Origin of the sequence: Psychrobacter sp. AOP7-B1-24, from assembly GCF_052376215.1 — a bacterium.
Classification (GTDB): Bacteria; Pseudomonadota; Gammaproteobacteria; order Pseudomonadales; family Moraxellaceae; genus Psychrobacter.
In genome coordinates, this window is the sequence record NZ_JBQSVL010000007.1 from 16,975 (window position 1) to 33,385 (window position 16,411).

16 protein-coding genes and 1 tRNA gene are annotated in these 16,411 nt (G+C 41.3%); 11 read left to right on the forward strand and 6 right to left on the reverse strand.

The features are described from left to right. Positions 1 to 186: 186 nt before the first annotated feature. Positions 187 to 1,608, reverse strand: a complete 1,422-nt coding sequence (murD, locus tag ACT3QP_RS02660) for a UDP-N-acetylmuramoyl-L-alanine--D-glutamate ligase (protein WP_444524372.1) — start codon at positions 1,606 to 1,608, stop codon at positions 187 to 189. Between the two features lie 646 nt (positions 1,609 to 2,254). On the opposite strand from murD, the gene ACT3QP_RS02665 reads away from it, so the two are divergent. From ACT3QP_RS02665 to ACT3QP_RS02680, 4 genes are all read left to right on the forward strand, one after another. After that, complete coding sequence (locus ACT3QP_RS02665; RefSeq protein WP_444524373.1) at positions 2,255 to 3,754, forward strand: SulP family inorganic anion transporter; 1,500 nt, start codon at positions 2,255 to 2,257, stop codon at positions 3,752 to 3,754. 153 nt (positions 3,755 to 3,907) lie between these two features. After that, entirely contained in the window at positions 3,908 to 4,762 is an 855-nt protein-coding gene (locus ACT3QP_RS02670; protein WP_444524374.1) for a universal stress protein, read from the forward strand. A gap of 484 nt (positions 4,763 to 5,246) precedes the next feature. Beyond that, positions 5,247 to 5,585, forward strand: a complete 339-nt coding sequence (locus ACT3QP_RS02675) for a P-II family nitrogen regulator (protein WP_010197981.1) — start codon at positions 5,247 to 5,249, stop codon at positions 5,583 to 5,585. Between the two features lie 79 nt (positions 5,586 to 5,664). Beyond that, positions 5,665 to 6,927: an ammonium transporter gene (locus ACT3QP_RS02680; protein WP_444524375.1), complete on the forward strand. Its 1,263-nt coding sequence runs from the start codon at positions 5,665 to 5,667 to the stop codon at positions 6,925 to 6,927. A 113-nt stretch (positions 6,928 to 7,040) separates the two neighbouring features. Here the strand turns inward: ACT3QP_RS02680 and ACT3QP_RS02685 are convergent, their stop codons facing one another. The 3 genes from ACT3QP_RS02685 to ACT3QP_RS02695 form a co-directional block, all read right to left on the reverse strand. Next, a complete protein-coding gene (locus tag ACT3QP_RS02685; RefSeq protein ID WP_444524376.1) occupies positions 7,041 to 7,424 on the reverse strand; it encodes a DUF2147 domain-containing protein in 384 nt (127 codons plus the stop codon). Positions 7,425 to 7,690: 266 nt separating this feature from the next. Then, positions 7,691 to 7,954 (reverse strand): hypothetical protein, encoded by a 264-nt coding sequence (locus ACT3QP_RS02690; RefSeq protein WP_444524377.1) that lies wholly within the window; start codon positions 7,952 to 7,954, stop codon positions 7,691 to 7,693. Positions 7,955 to 8,017: 63 nt separating this feature from the next. Then, positions 8,018 to 8,866 (reverse strand): DNA/RNA non-specific endonuclease, encoded by an 849-nt coding sequence (locus tag ACT3QP_RS02695; RefSeq protein WP_444524378.1) that lies wholly within the window; start codon positions 8,864 to 8,866, stop codon positions 8,018 to 8,020. A gap of 177 nt (positions 8,867 to 9,043) precedes the next feature. Here ACT3QP_RS02695 and ACT3QP_RS02700 point away from each other — a divergent pair. From ACT3QP_RS02700 to ACT3QP_RS02730, 7 genes are all read left to right on the forward strand, one after another. Continuing rightward, positions 9,044 to 9,134: transfer RNA gene (locus ACT3QP_RS02700), tRNA-Ser, on the forward strand. 253 nt (positions 9,135 to 9,387) lie between these two features. Beyond that, positions 9,388 to 9,762 carry a hypothetical protein gene (locus tag ACT3QP_RS02705; protein WP_444524379.1) on the forward strand — a complete coding sequence of 125 codons (375 nt, stop codon included), beginning with the start codon at positions 9,388 to 9,390 and terminating at the stop codon, positions 9,760 to 9,762. Positions 9,763 to 9,897: 135 nt separating this feature from the next. Continuing rightward, a complete protein-coding gene (locus ACT3QP_RS02710) occupies positions 9,898 to 10,497 on the forward strand; it encodes a hypothetical protein (protein ID WP_444524380.1) in 600 nt (199 codons plus the stop codon). 21 nt (positions 10,498 to 10,518) lie between these two features. Further along, positions 10,519 to 11,508, forward strand: a complete 990-nt coding sequence (locus tag ACT3QP_RS02715) for a WG repeat-containing protein (protein ID WP_444524381.1) — start codon at positions 10,519 to 10,521, stop codon at positions 11,506 to 11,508. A 110-nt stretch (positions 11,509 to 11,618) separates the two neighbouring features. Beyond that, positions 11,619 to 12,332 (forward strand): hypothetical protein, encoded by a 714-nt coding sequence (locus ACT3QP_RS02720; RefSeq protein WP_444524382.1) that lies wholly within the window; start codon positions 11,619 to 11,621, stop codon positions 12,330 to 12,332. 211 nt (positions 12,333 to 12,543) lie between these two features. Beyond that, the gene (locus tag ACT3QP_RS02725) at positions 12,544 to 13,086 is read left to right on the forward strand and encodes a peroxiredoxin-like family protein (protein WP_444524383.1); all 543 of its coding nucleotides are present in this window, start codon (positions 12,544 to 12,546) and stop codon (positions 13,084 to 13,086) included. A 226-nt stretch (positions 13,087 to 13,312) separates the two neighbouring features. Continuing rightward, positions 13,313 to 14,107: a YdcF family protein gene (locus tag ACT3QP_RS02730; protein ID WP_444524384.1), complete on the forward strand. Its 795-nt coding sequence runs from the start codon at positions 13,313 to 13,315 to the stop codon at positions 14,105 to 14,107. A 45-nt stretch (positions 14,108 to 14,152) separates the two neighbouring features. Here the strand turns inward: ACT3QP_RS02730 and ACT3QP_RS02735 are convergent, their stop codons facing one another. Both ACT3QP_RS02735 and mraY read right to left on the reverse strand, forming a co-directional pair. Next, complete coding sequence (locus ACT3QP_RS02735) at positions 14,153 to 15,079, reverse strand: putative RNA methyltransferase (protein ID WP_444524385.1); 927 nt, start codon at positions 15,077 to 15,079, stop codon at positions 14,153 to 14,155. 210 nt (positions 15,080 to 15,289) lie between these two features. Next, complete coding sequence (gene mraY, locus ACT3QP_RS02740) at positions 15,290 to 16,408, reverse strand: phospho-N-acetylmuramoyl-pentapeptide-transferase (protein ID WP_444524386.1); 1,119 nt, start codon at positions 16,406 to 16,408, stop codon at positions 15,290 to 15,292. Positions 16,409 to 16,411 lie beyond the last annotated feature (3 nt).

A 16,411-nucleotide genomic window follows, 5' to 3' on the forward strand; every position in this document is an offset into this window, starting at 1 on the left:
GATAGATCAAACCAAAGTAAATAATTTGGCATATTACATGATTAACTGGTTATGATTGACAGTAGCAGTAATCTATAATCAAAACAATCGTTTATACAGAAAATGCCTGCTTAAGATAAAGAACCGTTAAATAGCAGATCATCACGTCATTTAATTATTCATCAAAATACCTAGTGGACAATCATACTAACCTGTTCGCACATCTGCCAGTTGGCTAACCAATTGACTAAAATGCTCACCACGAGCCACAAAGCCACTATATTGATCAAAGCTCGCACAGGCGGGTGACAATAATACGGCTTGCACTTGCGATAAGCTACTCGATGTCACTTGCTGAATCACGGCAAAAGCATTTTCTAAGTTTTGGCATTGATGTAGTGCCACGTCAGCACTTATATCAGTGTCTCGAAGATGCTGCTCAATCAATTGCGAGTCTTCACCAATGAAGAGCACTTGGCTAACGTATTTATTAATAAAGGGAGTCAACTCACCAAATTGTTGACCTTTACCTTGTCCACCTAAAATCAATAATAGCTTACCGTCTTTTGGAGCATAAACAGCGCCTAAGCCTTCGATGGCGGCCATGGTTGAGCCAATATTAGTGCCTTTTGAATCATTAAAATAATCAATATCAGCAACCGTTGCCACATATTGACAACGGTGTTCAAGGCCTGTGAACTGCTGCAAGGTATTCAGCATACCATCAATGGGTAAGCCAACAAGCTCACCAAGTGCTAATGCTGCCTGTGCATTGAGTAAATTATGACGTCCTTTAATCAACAGTTTATCTGCCGATAGTAGCCTTTCTGTACCCTGAGCAAGATAAATTTGACCTTCAGGGTCAGTAATGAGTCCATAGTGCCCCTTATCAGGAGCATGAATACCGGTGCTCACTCTCGGTAAATTATCGGCAACCAATGGGCGCGTTAATGCATCTTCACGATTAACGACGACAGATTTAGCACCCTGGAAGATACGATGTTTGGCTTGGTGATAACCAAGCATATCACCATGACGATCTAGATGATCGGGTGACATATTCAGAACTGTCGCTACCTGTGCACCTAGATTGGTTACCGTCTCTAACTGAAAGCTAGACAACTCAAGTACTGCCAACTCCATATCAGGATTGTCCAATAATTTAAGTGCAGGTATACCAATATTACCGCCGACGCCAACATTGACGCCCGCATCCGCTGCCATCTGCCCAACCAATGTGGTCACGGTACTTTTGGCATTAGAGCCTGTAATAGCCACTATCGGTACTGTGCAAGCTTCACAAAATAGCTGGATATCACTAACCACTGGAATATGGGCTTGACGTGCCGCAGCAACAGCTGGCGTAGCAAGAGAGATACCGGGACTGATAATGATACGAGCCGCTTGCTGTAAAAGCTCAGCATCAATCTCGCCAAATTGGCGAATATCAATCTCAGCTGGTAATTGATCCGCTAATTTAGGAGCGGTCTGAGTATCAGTGACTGCTACCTGATAACCTTGATTGGCCAAATAACGTGCTACGGACAACCCGGATTGACCCAAGCCAACCACGACTTGTAGACCACTACCCTTATGAAGTAAAGCATCAGTTGCAGTATTAGCGGTCATATTTATTCCTTTTATTGGTCGGACAAAATAGCATTAAATAAATCGAGTTTATAAAAAAGCAAAAGATGCCATCGATATGAGAAACATGATAACGGCATCCTCCAGATTTCGGTACTGATTTTTGATAACTTTATGCTATTACTCGCCTGTTTTTATATTGAGTGGCTAATGCTATAATAACCGCCCTAATCTGTATGTGACTGGGTATTGAGCCAGGTCTTTTAGTTTAGCATGTTGTCATATTCAACATACAATTGTCACATCTCTTTTAGCAACTATTCGTACTGAGGTAATGCTATATCAGATAGCAATTTTTATTTAACAGATTGCTCATCACCCTCTACTGTGACAAGTCATTGCTCATTTCACCAGTTGTTATTGTAGGTATAATCTTCAATCACCTTACACTAAACAATCTGCCTTGAGTTATGGTCAAGTGTTTAATATACCCTAATTATTGGCAAGCGTATTTGTGACGCCAGTAATAAATCAGTAGACATAGTTCTTATCAATTTTTAATAATTCAATGCCCCCACATGATTCCATGCATGTCGTGGCATAAGAAAGATGGATAGCTACCTTTGTAGCGACGCGATCATTTTATTAATGATTACTTCTTTTGCCCCTAACCCTATGCAGTTTACTTATGACATCTTTTATTGATAATTTACGTGATGAATGGTTTTCCAATATTCGCGGTGACGTCTTATCAGGTTTGGTGGTCGCACTAGCACTCATCCCTGAAGCCATTGCCTTTTCTATTATTGCTGGTGTCGATCCAAAAGTTGGCTTATATGCCTCATTTTGTATCGCCGTCGTCATCAGTTTCGTCGGTGGTCGCCCAGGTATGATTTCGGCAGCGACTGGGGCGATGGCACTGGTGATGGTTGATTTAGTTGCCGATCATGGTTTGCAATATTTACTAGCCGCAACTTTATTATGTGGTGTGATTCAAGTTGTGATGGGTATATTAAAACTCGGCAACTTAATGCGTTTTGTCTCACGTTCAGTAGTCATTGGCTTCGTCAATGCACTAGCAATATTGATATTTGCCGCACAGCTGCCTGAGCTTAATCCGATGACTGAGCGTGTTGGTATGACGGTATATATCATGACAGCCGCAGGCTTAGCAGTTATTTATCTGTTTCCGCTCATTCCAAAGATTGGTCGCGTGATTCCTTCTCCGCTTGTCTGTATCGTTGGCTTGACCGCTGTTGCCATGTACATGAACCTCGATATTCGTAATGTTGGTAGTATGGGTGATTTACCAGATTCATTGCCAATGTTTTTACTGCCTGATATTCCATTGAATCTAAATACCTTGCTCATTATCGCGCCTTACTCTATCGCATTGGCTGTCGTTGGTTTATTAGAGTCCATGATGACTGCGACAATCGTCGATGAACTAACCGATACGCCAAGTGATAAAAATAAAGAGTGCCGTGGTCAAGGTATTGCCAACGTAGTATCAGGTTTCTTTGGCGGCATGGCAGGCTGCGCAATGATTGGGCAGTCGATGATCAACGTCAAATCTGGTGGACGTACGCGTTTGTCCACCTTGATTGCGGGTGTGGTCTTATTAATTATGGTGGTATTCCTAAGTGAGTGGGTCAGCCAAATTCCAATGGCAGCATTGGTTGCCGTCATGATTATGGTATCTATTGGTACCTTTAACTGGCAATCTCTTCGTGAATTCAAAACCCACCCAATGTCGTTTAACATTGTTATGCTAGCGACTGTATTGACCACAGTATTTACACACAACCTAGCTTATGGCGTGGGTGTCGGTGTCCTATTATCTGCTCTGGCCTTTGCTAACAAGATTGGTCAATTCTTAACCATTTTTAGTGAATATGACGAAAACTCTAATATCCGTTATTATTATGTACAGGGACAAGTATTCTTTGCATCTACCACACAGTTTTTGAATAGCTTTGATACTAAAGAAGCCTTAGATAATGTACAGATTGATGTTAGTCAGGCCCACTTTTGGGATGTTAGTGCGATTGATACATTAGACAAATTGGTCATGCGCTTGCAGCGTGAAGGGATTGATGTCAAAGTAGTAGGACTCAATAAAGCCAGCCGCACGATGATTGATCGCTTCTCTGTTCATGATCGACGAGATATTGGCCTATTAGATTAAGCAACGCTGCACTTACCTTATAAAGTCAGTGCTGACTAATTACTAAGTAATTTAAGAAACAGCTGTATTGGTTGATAGAGTTGGGTAAATATTGACACCCCATTCTGACACCAAACAGCTGTATTTTTATGACTAGAATGATTTGGTATTCTTATGAGTAATTTGAAACTAGATAGCGTAATCGCCTGCTTGGACTGCCCTGATCATGTACAAGCAGTACTAGAAGCTAGCATGTGGGCATCTACGCGCTTACAAGCACCTATTGGACTACTGCACTCTGTACCGAGCTTGCAACAAAAGGCGGCGGTAAATTATTCTGGCTGTTTAAATGTCGATGATGAAAACACCCTGCTCGAGCAATTTACAACCAAAGAGAACTTAGGTAACTATGAGCTAAAGTCACAAGGTAAATTACTCTTACATCAAGCCACTACCTACTGCGATCAGCAGCACCACAAGCTCACAACTTATACCTTACATCGGCATGAAAACCTCAACGAGAGTATCGATTATGTCGATGATAAGGCGCAACTCATCGTTATAGGTCACAATGTCACCTGTAAAGCAACTTTGAGCCAACTGATTCGAGTCAGTCACTGCCCCATTTTGGTGACTCATGCACCATTTTTGCCCCCTACTAATGCTTTGTTTGCCTTTGACAACAGCCCAACCTGTCATAAGCTGCTCAATTGGCTATGCAAAACAGCACTTATTCGTGCACTCACCGTTCACATTGTTATGGTAGGCAAAGAAAATTCTGAGAATTGTGATGCCCTGCGTGAAGCCTATGCAAGGCTCAAACAAGCAGGCATTAAAGCAAAAAAAGCATTGCTTGACTGCCGCGATGTCACTGCTGCTTTGAACTATTATCAAAATGAAAATAATATCGGCTTACTCATGACCGGAGCTTTCGGCCAGTCTCGTATTCGTGAGCTATTACAAGGTAGCGACACAAAAAAGCTACTGGGCAGCACCAAAACACCGTACCTCCTATTTCCTAAAGGCTAGGCACACATTAGCCTATCACTGAACTGCTAACTATCTTCGTCTTTTCAGGTACAGCGCATGAGTACATATATCAAGCGCTGCAACCTATTAATGTTACCTATCACTTGTACTCTCTAAAGCTTTTGCTAAGCCGAACTTTCAATGCATTTTTATATAGTGAATCAATTTAGCAAATCATCACATGAAATACATAGATCGTCTCCCCAAGCACCTAAAAAGTTAGTTATAATAAAGTTTTCGTTGATTCAACGCCAAAGGTTGATACACGCTATTTATGCTCATAACGATGGTGCTTACCGTGGTAGCATAGCTTGTACTCCCTGCCATAAAAATAAAAGTTTTTGAGCACAAATTTCCAATCTTACCTATCCCCCTTGAGTAAATTGGCACAGTTCTTGAATAACTTATTAGTAAGCATGGCAGCGAGACGATGTACCACAATGCCTCTATCAACCTGCAGCATCACACAAATAAGGAATATTTTATGAAGCTAATCACTGCGATCTTAAAACCGTTTAAGCTCGATGATGTACGTGAAGCGCTTTCTGACATCGGTGTCAAAGGTGTCACCGTAACTGAAGTTAAAGGTTTCGGTCGCCAAAAAGGTCATACAGAACTTTATCGTGGCGCAGAATACGTGGTGGACTTTTTACCTAAAGTGAAAGTCGAAGTGGCTGTTATCGATGAGATGGTCGAACCTGCTATCGAGGCGATCACTCGCATTGCTAGCACTGGCAAAATTGGTGACGGAAAAATCTTCGTTACCGCGCTTGAACAAGTCATTCGTATCCGTACGGGCGAGACAGGTCCTGATGCTATTTAAAGCATATGACTAACCTATAAATATAGAATTATAGAATCACACCGATAGCTATATTGCATCAATTCAAGGGGGAATTAATATGCAAAATCAAATCTTCGAGCTCCAGTACGCACTTGATACGTTTTATTTTTTGATATGTGGGGCGCTAGTCATGTGGATGGCAGCGGGCTTCACTATGCTAGAAGCTGGTCTAGTTCGTTCAAAGAACACCGTTGAAATCTTAACCAAAAACGTCGCACTTTTCTCTATCGCTTGTACTATGTACATGATATGTGGCTATGCCATTATGTACGGTGGTGACTTGTTTTTAAGTGGTATCGCAGGTGACGATACATTAGTAGCCAGTGCTTTAGCTACTTCAGCTGAAAACGGCTTTGATGGTGACTCTGTCTACTCTGCTGCATCTGACTTTTTCTTCCAAGTGGTATTTGTCGCAACTTGTATGTCAATTGTTTCAGGGGCTGTGGCTGAACGTATGAAGCTTTGGGCCTTTTTGCTATTCGCTGTGGTTATGACTGGTGTCATCTATCCATTAGAAGGTAGCTGGACTTGGGGTGGCAATGATGTGTTTGGCATGTTCAACTTAGGCGACATGGGCTTTTCTGATTTTGCAGGTTCTGGTATCGTTCACATGGCAGGTGCTGCTGCGGCATTAGCAGGCGTATTACTATTAGGAGCACGTAAAGGTAAATACGGTCCTAACGGCGAAATACGTGCTATTCCAGGTGCCAATCTACCATTAGCAGCACTTGGTACTCTCATCTTGTGGATGGGCTGGTTCGGATTTAACGGTGGTTCAGTACTCAAACTTGGCGATATCGCTAGCGCAAACTCGGTTGCTATGGTCTTTTTGAATACTAATGCAGCTGCGGCTGGTGGTGCAATTGGTGCTTTAATCATAGCGCGCATTATCTTTGGCAAAGCTGATCTAACAATGCTCTTAAATGGTGCACTTGCGGGACTGGTTGCTATTACAGCAGAACCATCTACTCCATCTGCATTACAAGCAACACTCTTTGGCATAATTGCTGGTGTTATCGTGGTACTATCTATTTTAGCCTTAGACAAAATAAAAATAGATGACCCAGTCGGTGCTATTTCAGTGCATGGTGTTGTTGGTCTATTCGGTTTACTTATCGTACCGATTACCAATCCAGCGGCTTCGTTCGTAGGTCAGATTGCTGGTGCTGCTACTATCTTTGTTTGGGTATTTGTTGCTAGCTTAATCACTTGGGCAATTATCAAAGCAGTCATGGGCATCCGTATCTCTGAAGAAGATGAGTATGAAGGTGCAGATATAGCAGAGTGTGGTATGGATGCATATCCAGAGTTTGTAAGATAAGAACTTTAAGCTTATCTTAAAATCTATACAATAAAAAATCCCGCATAACCAAAAGGTGTTGCGGGATTTTTTATTGCTCGAGCCTACTATCGATAAAAAGGCTCTAAGCTAGACTATTTCTTTTTCCATGTTTGACTGCGTGAAAATGGACCAAGATAACCTTTTAGACTTAGGGTACTACCCTTTAAGCTTGCAGTCATACGATAGTCTTTCCCTTTCTCAGGATCAGTGATTGTACCACCACTATATTTACCACCGCCATCAGCCTTCAACCCTTTAATGACTCTCGTACCAACATATTTTTTGCCTGTCGATGAATTAGTCGCGATAAGTGTACCAGTTAGTACGCCATTTGATTCAGTAATTTTTACGGTGCCTTTTGGCTTGCCTTCATCAAACGTTTGCCAAGTCGTATTGGCTAGCGGATCAGCGGCAAATGCCATACTGGCTAAACTAATACCTGCAACGGCTAATGTGGTTTTTGTAAAAAATTTCATAGATTGACTCCCTTCATACAATGATTGCTCGAAACATTATGTTCCTGCTATTCTACGCCTATCCTTTGCTAGAATCTTTTCTTACAAGCTTTGCGCTCTGAGATTAATTGAAAGCAAACAGCCATTATTACTTATTGAATTATATTTACTAAACAGCTTTTAGCAAAAATAAGCGCTGCCTTGCCTCATTATAAGCAATTTTTGTATTTTGCCTAGTAATTTTTTATAGTTTATAATTCCCATAAAAATAAAACTATATCAAATAGTTATAAAAAAGGATTGTCTATATCCTTATCTGATTGGTCATCATTTTCTTTTGACTTGTTCTCACTCTTACTATAAAAGCGATTGTCTTCAAAAGCTTGCATAATTTTAGTAGTCAGCTCATGTAACTGCTTCGCTTGTTGATATCCAGTGTCGTCGAAAGTCACATCGATATCACCGTAAATGATGATTTTGTCTTTTTGATTTTCTATGACAAGGTCACCAATTTGCATACTTTGGTGATTGTTAGCAAATGGTTCAATCATGTGGTCACCGCTCCTATTAATAGCATTTTATTGTTCAGTATGACACCCCTTCATTTAGGTGCTCTACGCTTGTAACTGTACCAGAAGCCATTTAATAATCTCCCAAATAAATAGCATCCAAGTAGGTTCTTCTTCTGGCTCAGCAGCAGGGAGAACCGAGCTATCACCAGCTTTTAATGGCAAATCAAAGGCTTGTGCTTTAGTTTGCGAGTCAAGCACGGGTAATACATCAATACCAATTTCACTAGCCAACTCATTAACACTGATAATTTCTATACGCTCTGATTCATCATTTGGTGCGTAGTACACACCTGCTTGATTGGTCGCTGGAATATAGACGGCCTTAAAAAAATGACTGGGTACAAGCACACGATCAGCGAGCTGCTTGGTTTTTTTGTCAGTAAAGGCAACCCCTGTAACCGTATACACTTCACCATATTGCTGGGTCATATAACGGGTCGCTGATTCGATATTGCGCCAGATATAACGATTGTTGCGCGGTGACTGCGGTGCAATATTGGCCAAACTAAAGCTGTCATATTGCTGACTGCGATTGGCCATGTCGGCATTGGGCGCTAAATGTCCACGATCATAGCCAGAGCCTGAGTAGTCTGATAACGAAGCACGTGCTGAATCTGGTAACTTACTTTCTTCGTGAAAGCTGTCTTCGCGGTCAATCTCTTCGGCTTGCTGTAGTCGCTTGCGGTCTAAATGCTCTGCCGACCACAGTGGTGTGCGTGATACCCCTGAATACATAACTGCAAAGCCGTCCATGCATAGCTCTTGTGTCTTGTTGCTGAGTTTATCATTGGTAAATTCGGGATAAACACCACCATAAAAAGACTCACTACACTGGGTAAAATCATCAGCATGTGCTGAAGCTATACTAACAGCAGCCGTCATCACGGCCATGATGACGCTGTTTTTAAAACTATATTTAAGCCTATCAAAACTTATCATTCAACTTTCAACCATCTGTGCTTGTTATTACGGATACGCTATCCTAGCAGGCGCTTGCAAATAAAGAAAGATAAGGTGTAAGTGATGACATTTTAAACAGTATCCGCTATACTGAGCCAGTCAAAAAACGGTGAAGTGGGTGAGTGGCTGAAACCGCACGCCTGGAAAGTGTGTATGCGTTAATAGCGTATCGAGGGTTCGAATCCCTCCTTCACCGCCAATCTTATTCTGCTTAATCAAAGCATCAGTTTTCCTATCTTGTACTACCCTGTCCTAAGTACCCATTAGACCTTTTAAAAGTAAGACTTTCAGTCTCTACTTATTATCTACTGCTGTCCAAAATATTCCCGTTCAATTTCTTTTACTGCCGTACACTTCACGTGTTGTGTTGATTTAGTATTTAATTATGGAATTCTCTTAAAATAGTGTAACATTTGTTGATTAGTTTTTCTAAAATAGAAAGAAGACCATTGATGATTAGAGATAACACAAAACTTATAAACGTGGAACAATTAATATCCAAAAAAGAGTTAGAGATCTGGCTAAATACCTACCAAGACTATCAAGAAAAAGAAAAACAGCTGCGGATTGTTGGGTTTACGGTTATGGCAGGTTATGGACTTACTCAAGCGTTCTTCAATTCATGGCAAACCAAAGAACTATTTATTGGATTAAGCTTAATATTGCTATGTGTCTTAATCTACCCTATTTTTATATCTATAAAATCATCCATATCTGTAAATAAAGTTATAAAAATCTTGGCAGAAGAGAAAGGACTTGATCATAAATTATTGCGTAAAAGTTTTAGTCAGTATGCAATAGATACCGTTGGTGGCAAAGGGATTTAGACCGAACATCAAATATTTTATGGTAAGGAGTCATAAGTGAAAATATTAGGATTATACATAGCAGTAGCATTAACGCTAACAGCATGTGCCACAAGTACGAATACGGAAATAACAAGTCATAGTGGCAGGCAAACTATGATTGAATTCCCCGTTGAGACCGCCCTGCTGAATATTTACACCAAAGCGCGTACTGATAAACTGATACAAGCTAATGACAATCAAAATACAGTGCTTGAAATAAAAGTCGTTCCCAAAGGGAAAATGACATTCAACAATCAGCAAGTACAAGGTGCCGAAACTACTTATACCACCAAATCAGATGGCACCACTGATCAGCAGCTAATATCCGTCAACTACTACACCCTAGACCCTGTAAAGTTCTATGGCTTTACCGACAATCTAGGGCTATATTCCGTAGCTAATCAAGCTGTTAGTATGCCTAAGATGGCTGCTGTAGGCGAGTCTAGTCAGTTTATTACTGAGAATGTCTATAACAGTAGCGAGCAAGACGCACTGGTCGATAGCTACACCCAGACATGGTCACTATCACGTGCCAGTATAGATACCGCATGGTTCTGCATAACCCTTTTAGCTAACCCAGTAACACGAGATCCTCATAGCAAAAGCTCAGACTGCTATCTAATCAATGCTCAAGGGGATCTATTGAGTAATAAGTTCATAGACACCTACCTATCAGATAACGGTATTGAGAAAATAAGTTATAACAGTCAATAATAGCGACTGACAAGGATTGATATGGAAGTCATAGGATTGTGTACATTATTAGCTTTCTTAATAAACTGTACAGAAGCAGAAGCCTCAAATAACCATTTACCGTTAGAAACTTCCAGTACCATAACAGATGGCTCATCCGCTTTCACAGGTGACAGAGCACGCGATGCAGATCTTAACTTGCCCATTACCTATTATAAATCGGTAGAAGACCATGATGATACCTGCGGATTCAAAGATCATACAGGACGTATCATCACCCCTGCTATCTATGATCACTGCGGTGAGTTCTATGACGGCATGGCTTATGTGACACACGGTTATGACACTGTCGGTTATGTCAACATGCAAGGTGAGGTCGCAATATCTGTTATTCACCCTATCTTTTTTGACTTCGTACCTGACATTCGGAACTTTAGCGAAGGTCTGGTTGCCACGTTTAAAGGTGACAAATGGGGCTATATGGACAAGCAAGGCAATCTGGTTATTCCTTATCTCTATAATCATGCAGGTGATTTTTCGAATGCACTAGCAACGGTGTTGAAGGACGGAAAATTTGGTGCAATTGATTATAATGGTGATACTGTTATTGATTTTCGCTATGAGAATCTAGGCAATTTCAAAGAAGGTTTAGCCACTTTTCGACTGACCGATGGTGATAAGGTTGGCTTTATAGATACTAAGGGCAAAACAGTCATTTTGCCTATATGGGATGCAGCATTAAGTTTCTCTGAAGGCTTATCAGCAATAGGTGTGGGAGAAAATGATAGTTTAAAATGGGGATTTATCGATAGCACTGGCAAAGTTATTATTGAACCGCAGTATGACGAAGTTCAGCCTGATGTGGGTGATGTATTTTTATATACAGATAACAGCTATTTCAACAATGGCTTGGCTACCGTTTACTTGGAAGGTAATAAGGTGACTGAGCTTATTATCGATAAAGAAGGCAATGAGAGACAACGCCAAGTTTATGACAGCTATGAGAATATACTTGGTGATAGTCTTTATTAGATAAGCTAATTGATAGCATAGGCTACTCTACATCGCAGATGTCATTGCTCAAAAATTCAATTATAGTAGACATCTATAATATTTGATAAGACAAACCGAGGAACTAGATTATGAAAACACTAGGATTATGTATTGCAGCAGGACTCAGCTTAAGCGCCTGTGTCACAATCAATACACCCATGGATAACACTGGTAATGATAACAACAGCGCTGAAAATACAGTCACACAATATCCTGTTGAAACTGCGATGCTCAATATCTATACCAAACAACGTAGTGAGCAATTGGTTGCCGTTGTAGGCAATCAAAACGTCTCAGTAAACATTCAAGTCATCCCTAAAGGCAGTATGCGGTTCAATGATAAAAGGGTACAAGGTGCCGAAGTTAATGCGATCAATAAAGTGAACAACCAAATTACTGATCAATCGGTGGCTATTAACTACTTTACTCTAAACCCATTAGTATTCCATGGCTTCACAGATAGTACGGGCCAATACTCACTATCAACCCAGACGGCCACCATTCCTAAGATGGCGACTGTGGGCGACTCAAGTAAGCTGGTTACTGAAAATGTTTATACTGATAGCAGTATGAATAACCAGATAGCGACGTATAACCAAGACTGGTCTCTCACTAAAGACACCAATAACACAGCATGGTTCTGCATAGAAACATCAGACAATCTATTATCAAGCGCTGATATTAACGGCACTTCATCAGAATGTTATAAGATCAATGCCAAAGGCGATATCTTAGCGAGTAAGGTGATATTGAGTCAGCCATCGGCTAACAGCACTCAAACCATAATATTTACTAATAAATAATGTGTGAATACATAGAATCTAGGACGCGTCATAATTTTGAGAAAAGATTAAACATAAAAAATATACCGACAGCCATAAAACCTTGCACTCACTAACAAAAAGCCAACTTCATTATTAAGCATTTATTTGTAGTATCGGTACTCATCATATTGAACGATCAATCAAATTCAATATGTACGGCTTTTTAATAAAAACGACAAGGATAAAAACAATGTCAACAGACTATACTCAAAAGCTTCATGCTGGCGTAAAATTCCCAGATATAAACGTAACCATGCTAAATGGTGAGGTTAAGCCATTAGGGACGCCTGAAAACGGTCATGACTGGAAACTGGTCGTCATTTATCGCGGTAAACATTGCCCAAAATGTACTCAATACCTCACTCAGCTTGAATCTATCAAAGAGTCGTTTGCTAAGGTAGGCGTTGATATTATCGCCGTATCGGGTGATAGCAAAGAGCAGTTAAACACGCATTTAGAAGAGCTCGATATTAACTTCCCTATCGCTTACGGTCTAACCGTTGAGCAAATGCACACGCTAGGTTTATACATCTCTGACCCACGCTCAGAGAAAGAAACCAACCATCCATTCGCTGAACCTGGTCTGTTCGTTATCAATGCAGAAGGGAATATTCAAATCCTCGATATCTCAAATGCCCCATTTGCCCGTCCAGACCTAGAAGTCCTCGCTGGTGGCTTGGAATTTATTAGAAACCCAGAAAACAACTATCCTGTCCGTGGTATGCATCGCTAGAGATTGCTTCAATAGTGGTTTATAAATATCGTTCAAAAAAAAAGCTCCCAATTTGGTGAGCTCTTTTTTTGCACTAATTGATGACACCCTGAAAAATTCAGGTGTAATGAACAAAATTCATAATCTATCCATCTATAGTAATATACGACTGTGCTAATCTAAGATTTGACACCTTTAAAACTATTATCCAATATATTGATTATCTACATACAAGCGTATTTTATCTATGTCCAAAATCCTACTTACCACTACTCGTACCGTTTTGACCGTTATTGGTCTCGTGATTATTGTTGATTGCGTGGCGTTAATGGCTGTCGGTAAAATCAATTTTGGCTCGGTAGTGCCTTTTTTAGTGGGTAGTGTATTTGTCGCTCATGGACTATTTTGGCAAGCCATTCGCAAGTTTTTTGGCCGAAGCCCTTGGTTAAATCGTTTATGGTATGCGCTGTGGGGATTATTCGTGATTTGGCTCATCAGCTTTATAGTATTTATCTACTCCTTACAGCAACAGATTAAACTCAGTCAGCAGCCTGCACCTAGCGTTGCAGCCATTATCGTATTGGGTTCAGGAACAGTCGCAGGCAAGCCCACACCAACCCTCGCCAAAAGATTGGATACGGCTGTACCGCTGATAGAGTCACAGCCAAATGCAGTGGTGATAACCAGCGGCGGCGTTGGTTTTCAGCGTACTCGTAGCGAGGCGGATATTATGGCAACGTACTTGCACGAAGTACACAACATCGAATTTGAACGCATATCACAAGAAGGCAAAAGCACCAGTACAGAGGAAAACTTAGCCAATAGCCAAAGTATATTAGAAGAAAAAGGGCTATCTATCGCTGAGCCTATCGCTATCGTTACTAGTGACTTTCATACCATTCGTGCAGCCAGTATTGCTAAGCATCAAGGTTATCAGCAACCTATCACCGTCGCTAGCCCTACGCCTTTGTCCATTCGCTATAATGCGTGGTTCCGCGAGTATTTTGCCTTTGTGAGTGGTTGGCTATTGGGAGAGTACTAATGCTAACTGCATTATCAGTACGGTATGTTTGTATATGATAAGCGCCTATTTATCGGCTATTTTTCGCAAAACATAAACCACAAATTTTGCCTCAGTATTAAATGCGTTCTCCTTCACTGCTATCAGAAGCGCTTGTCTTTTTTCGCTACGCGCACGATACGCATAAGGGGTCATGGTCATTAAATCAGCCAAATCACCTGCTGATAGCGTCAGTTCTGTATTGATACGATGAGTATCTAATAGCGTGAAATACGGTGACAACTCTGTCAGAAATTTATCAGAGTCATGCTCACGCACATCATCAAACAGTGCATCACGCATCGTTGCTAGGTGCCCGACATCAGGTTTGGCAATGATCAGATAGCCATCATCAGCCAACACTTCAGCAAAAGCCTCTGGCAAAATAGGGCTAAAAATACTACTGATACCTGTCACACTACCTGCGCGTAACGGTAAGTGCGCTGCGCTGGTTACCAATGGGTAAATAGCGGTCGACTGAGTAGCTGACTCTTTATCCTGCTGATACCAGAGTTTGCTTTCAGCTTTACTGGTTCTAGCAATCTCCATCACGGCAGGCTTACTGATATCTGCTGCGATGAGCGTATCCATAACATCCGAACCCAATTGTGCCATCGACTGGGTGTAATACCCTTCACCGCAACCAATATCCAACCAATTCACCTGCCCAATTGACGATAATAACGCTAGCATTTTTTGGCAAATCAAATCATTTAACGGCTGATAATGTCCCGCATGCAAAAATCGCTTGCGCGCTTCAATAGATGCTTGGCTATCTCCAGGTGCTTTCGATTTTTTTTGCTGGACTGGTAGCAGATTGACATAACCCTGACGCGCCACATCAAACGGGTGATTGGTTTGCTTTGGGTTTAGGCTACCATCACAGCGCCACGTATCAGCAGCAGGTGTTAAAGGTGACTGGCAAAGCGGACAAATAAACAAAGACACAAGCATCTCAAAGTCATAGCAATATATTGCATATTTTACCAAAAATCACGCTTGCTAAGTAATAAAAGCTAAGATAAGACATAAGATAAAAGCTAAGATAAGAAATGTGACAAAGCAGCCAATAAAAAAGCCACCTCAAATTGATTTGAAGTGGCTTTTGAGTAAAAAATCTCAATTTATATCAATCATAACAAACGTATGAACGTAGCTTTAAGCTTAACGTAGCTTCAAGGTCATGAGTCCTAGAATCACAAGGATAATAGCGATAATCCAAAACCTAGTAACCACTTGGGTTTCTTTCCAGCCAATCTCTTCAAAATGATGATGTAATGGGGCCATGCGAAAGACGCGTTTTTTGCGCAGCTTATACGAGCCAACTTGTAGCATGACTGACAATGCTTCAGCGACAAACAGACCGCCCATAATGGCAAAAGCGATTTCTTGGCGAGTCATCACCGCAATCGTACCTAGCATCGCGCCAAGGGCAAGCGCACCGACATCACCCATAAATACTTGTGCCGGATGCGCATTAAACCATAAGAAACCAAGCCCTGCCCCAACCATCGAGCCACAGACGATAATCACCTCAGAGTTGTAAGCGATATAAGGCACATGCAAGTAATCGGCAAAGCGTACGTCACCTGATACATAAGCCATAGCCCCCAAACCTGCAGCGACTAAAACTACTGGCAAGATGGCCAAACCATCTAAGCCATCGGTTAAATTGACAGCATTGGATGCGCCATTAATTACAAAGTAGGTAAAGATAATAAAGCCAATACCGAATGGCACTGCCGAAAACGGAATCACCCAATCTTTAAAGATAGGAATCAACAAATCCTGCATCTCACGCGTGGTATTGATATCTGGCTGTAGCGTGGCTATGTAGTATAAAGACCCTCCAACGAATAGAGCGCCCATCGACAGCCAAAAATATTTTTTGCGCGCGATGAGACCTTTGGGATCTTTATATTTAATCTTGAGCCAATCATCTGCCCAACCCACCGCACCAAAGATAACCATAACCACGAGTAAAATCCACACATAGGGATTATTTAAACGTGCCCACAGCAGTGTCGATACACCAATTGCGCTCAAAATTAATACCCCACCCATAGTCGGAGTACCAGTTTTGGCCAAATGTGATTGTGGACCATCATTACGAATGGCTTGACCATATTTCAATGCTCGTAGATGCCGAATGACCGGCCCACCAAACATCATACTAAAGGCAAGCGCGGTCACAACCGCAAGTAACACCCGTAGCGTCAATGAAGAAACCGCAGAAAACGGCGTATAATACTGGCCAAGCCAGCCAAACAACCAAACTAACACCGC

Excerpts from the sequence above, each read along its gene's own strand:
- murD (WP_444524372.1), bottom strand. The coding sequence starts at position 1,608 with ATGACCGCTAATACTGCAACTGATGCTTTACTTCATAAGGGTAGTGGT.
- ACT3QP_RS02665 (WP_444524373.1), top strand. The coding sequence starts at position 2,255 with ATGACATCTTTTATTGATAATTTACGTGATGAATGGTTTTCCAATATT.
- ACT3QP_RS02670 (WP_444524374.1), top strand. The coding sequence starts at position 3,908 with ATGAGTAATTTGAAACTAGATAGCGTAATCGCCTGCTTGGACTGCCCT.
- ACT3QP_RS02675 (WP_010197981.1), top strand. The coding sequence starts at position 5,247 with ATGAAGCTAATCACTGCGATCTTAAAACCGTTTAAGCTCGATGATGTA.
- ACT3QP_RS02680 (WP_444524375.1), top strand. The coding sequence starts at position 5,665 with ATGCAAAATCAAATCTTCGAGCTCCAGTACGCACTTGATACGTTTTAT.
- ACT3QP_RS02685 (WP_444524376.1), bottom strand. The coding sequence starts at position 7,424 with ATGAAATTTTTTACAAAAACCACATTAGCCGTTGCAGGTATTAGTTTA.
- ACT3QP_RS02690 (WP_444524377.1), bottom strand. The coding sequence starts at position 7,954 with ATGATTGAACCATTTGCTAACAATCACCAAAGTATGCAAATTGGTGAC.
- ACT3QP_RS02695 (WP_444524378.1), bottom strand. The coding sequence starts at position 8,866 with ATGGCCGTGATGACGGCTGCTGTTAGTATAGCTTCAGCACATGCTGAT.
- ACT3QP_RS02705 (WP_444524379.1), top strand. The coding sequence starts at position 9,388 with ATGATTAGAGATAACACAAAACTTATAAACGTGGAACAATTAATATCC.
- ACT3QP_RS02710 (WP_444524380.1), top strand. The coding sequence starts at position 9,898 with ATGATTGAATTCCCCGTTGAGACCGCCCTGCTGAATATTTACACCAAA.
- ACT3QP_RS02715 (WP_444524381.1), top strand. The coding sequence starts at position 10,519 with ATGGAAGTCATAGGATTGTGTACATTATTAGCTTTCTTAATAAACTGT.
- ACT3QP_RS02720 (WP_444524382.1), top strand. The coding sequence starts at position 11,619 with ATGAAAACACTAGGATTATGTATTGCAGCAGGACTCAGCTTAAGCGCC.
- ACT3QP_RS02725 (WP_444524383.1), top strand. The coding sequence starts at position 12,544 with ATGTCAACAGACTATACTCAAAAGCTTCATGCTGGCGTAAAATTCCCA.
- ACT3QP_RS02730 (WP_444524384.1), top strand. The coding sequence starts at position 13,313 with ATGTCCAAAATCCTACTTACCACTACTCGTACCGTTTTGACCGTTATT.
- ACT3QP_RS02735 (WP_444524385.1), bottom strand. The coding sequence starts at position 15,079 with ATGCTTGTGTCTTTGTTTATTTGTCCGCTTTGCCAGTCACCTTTAACA.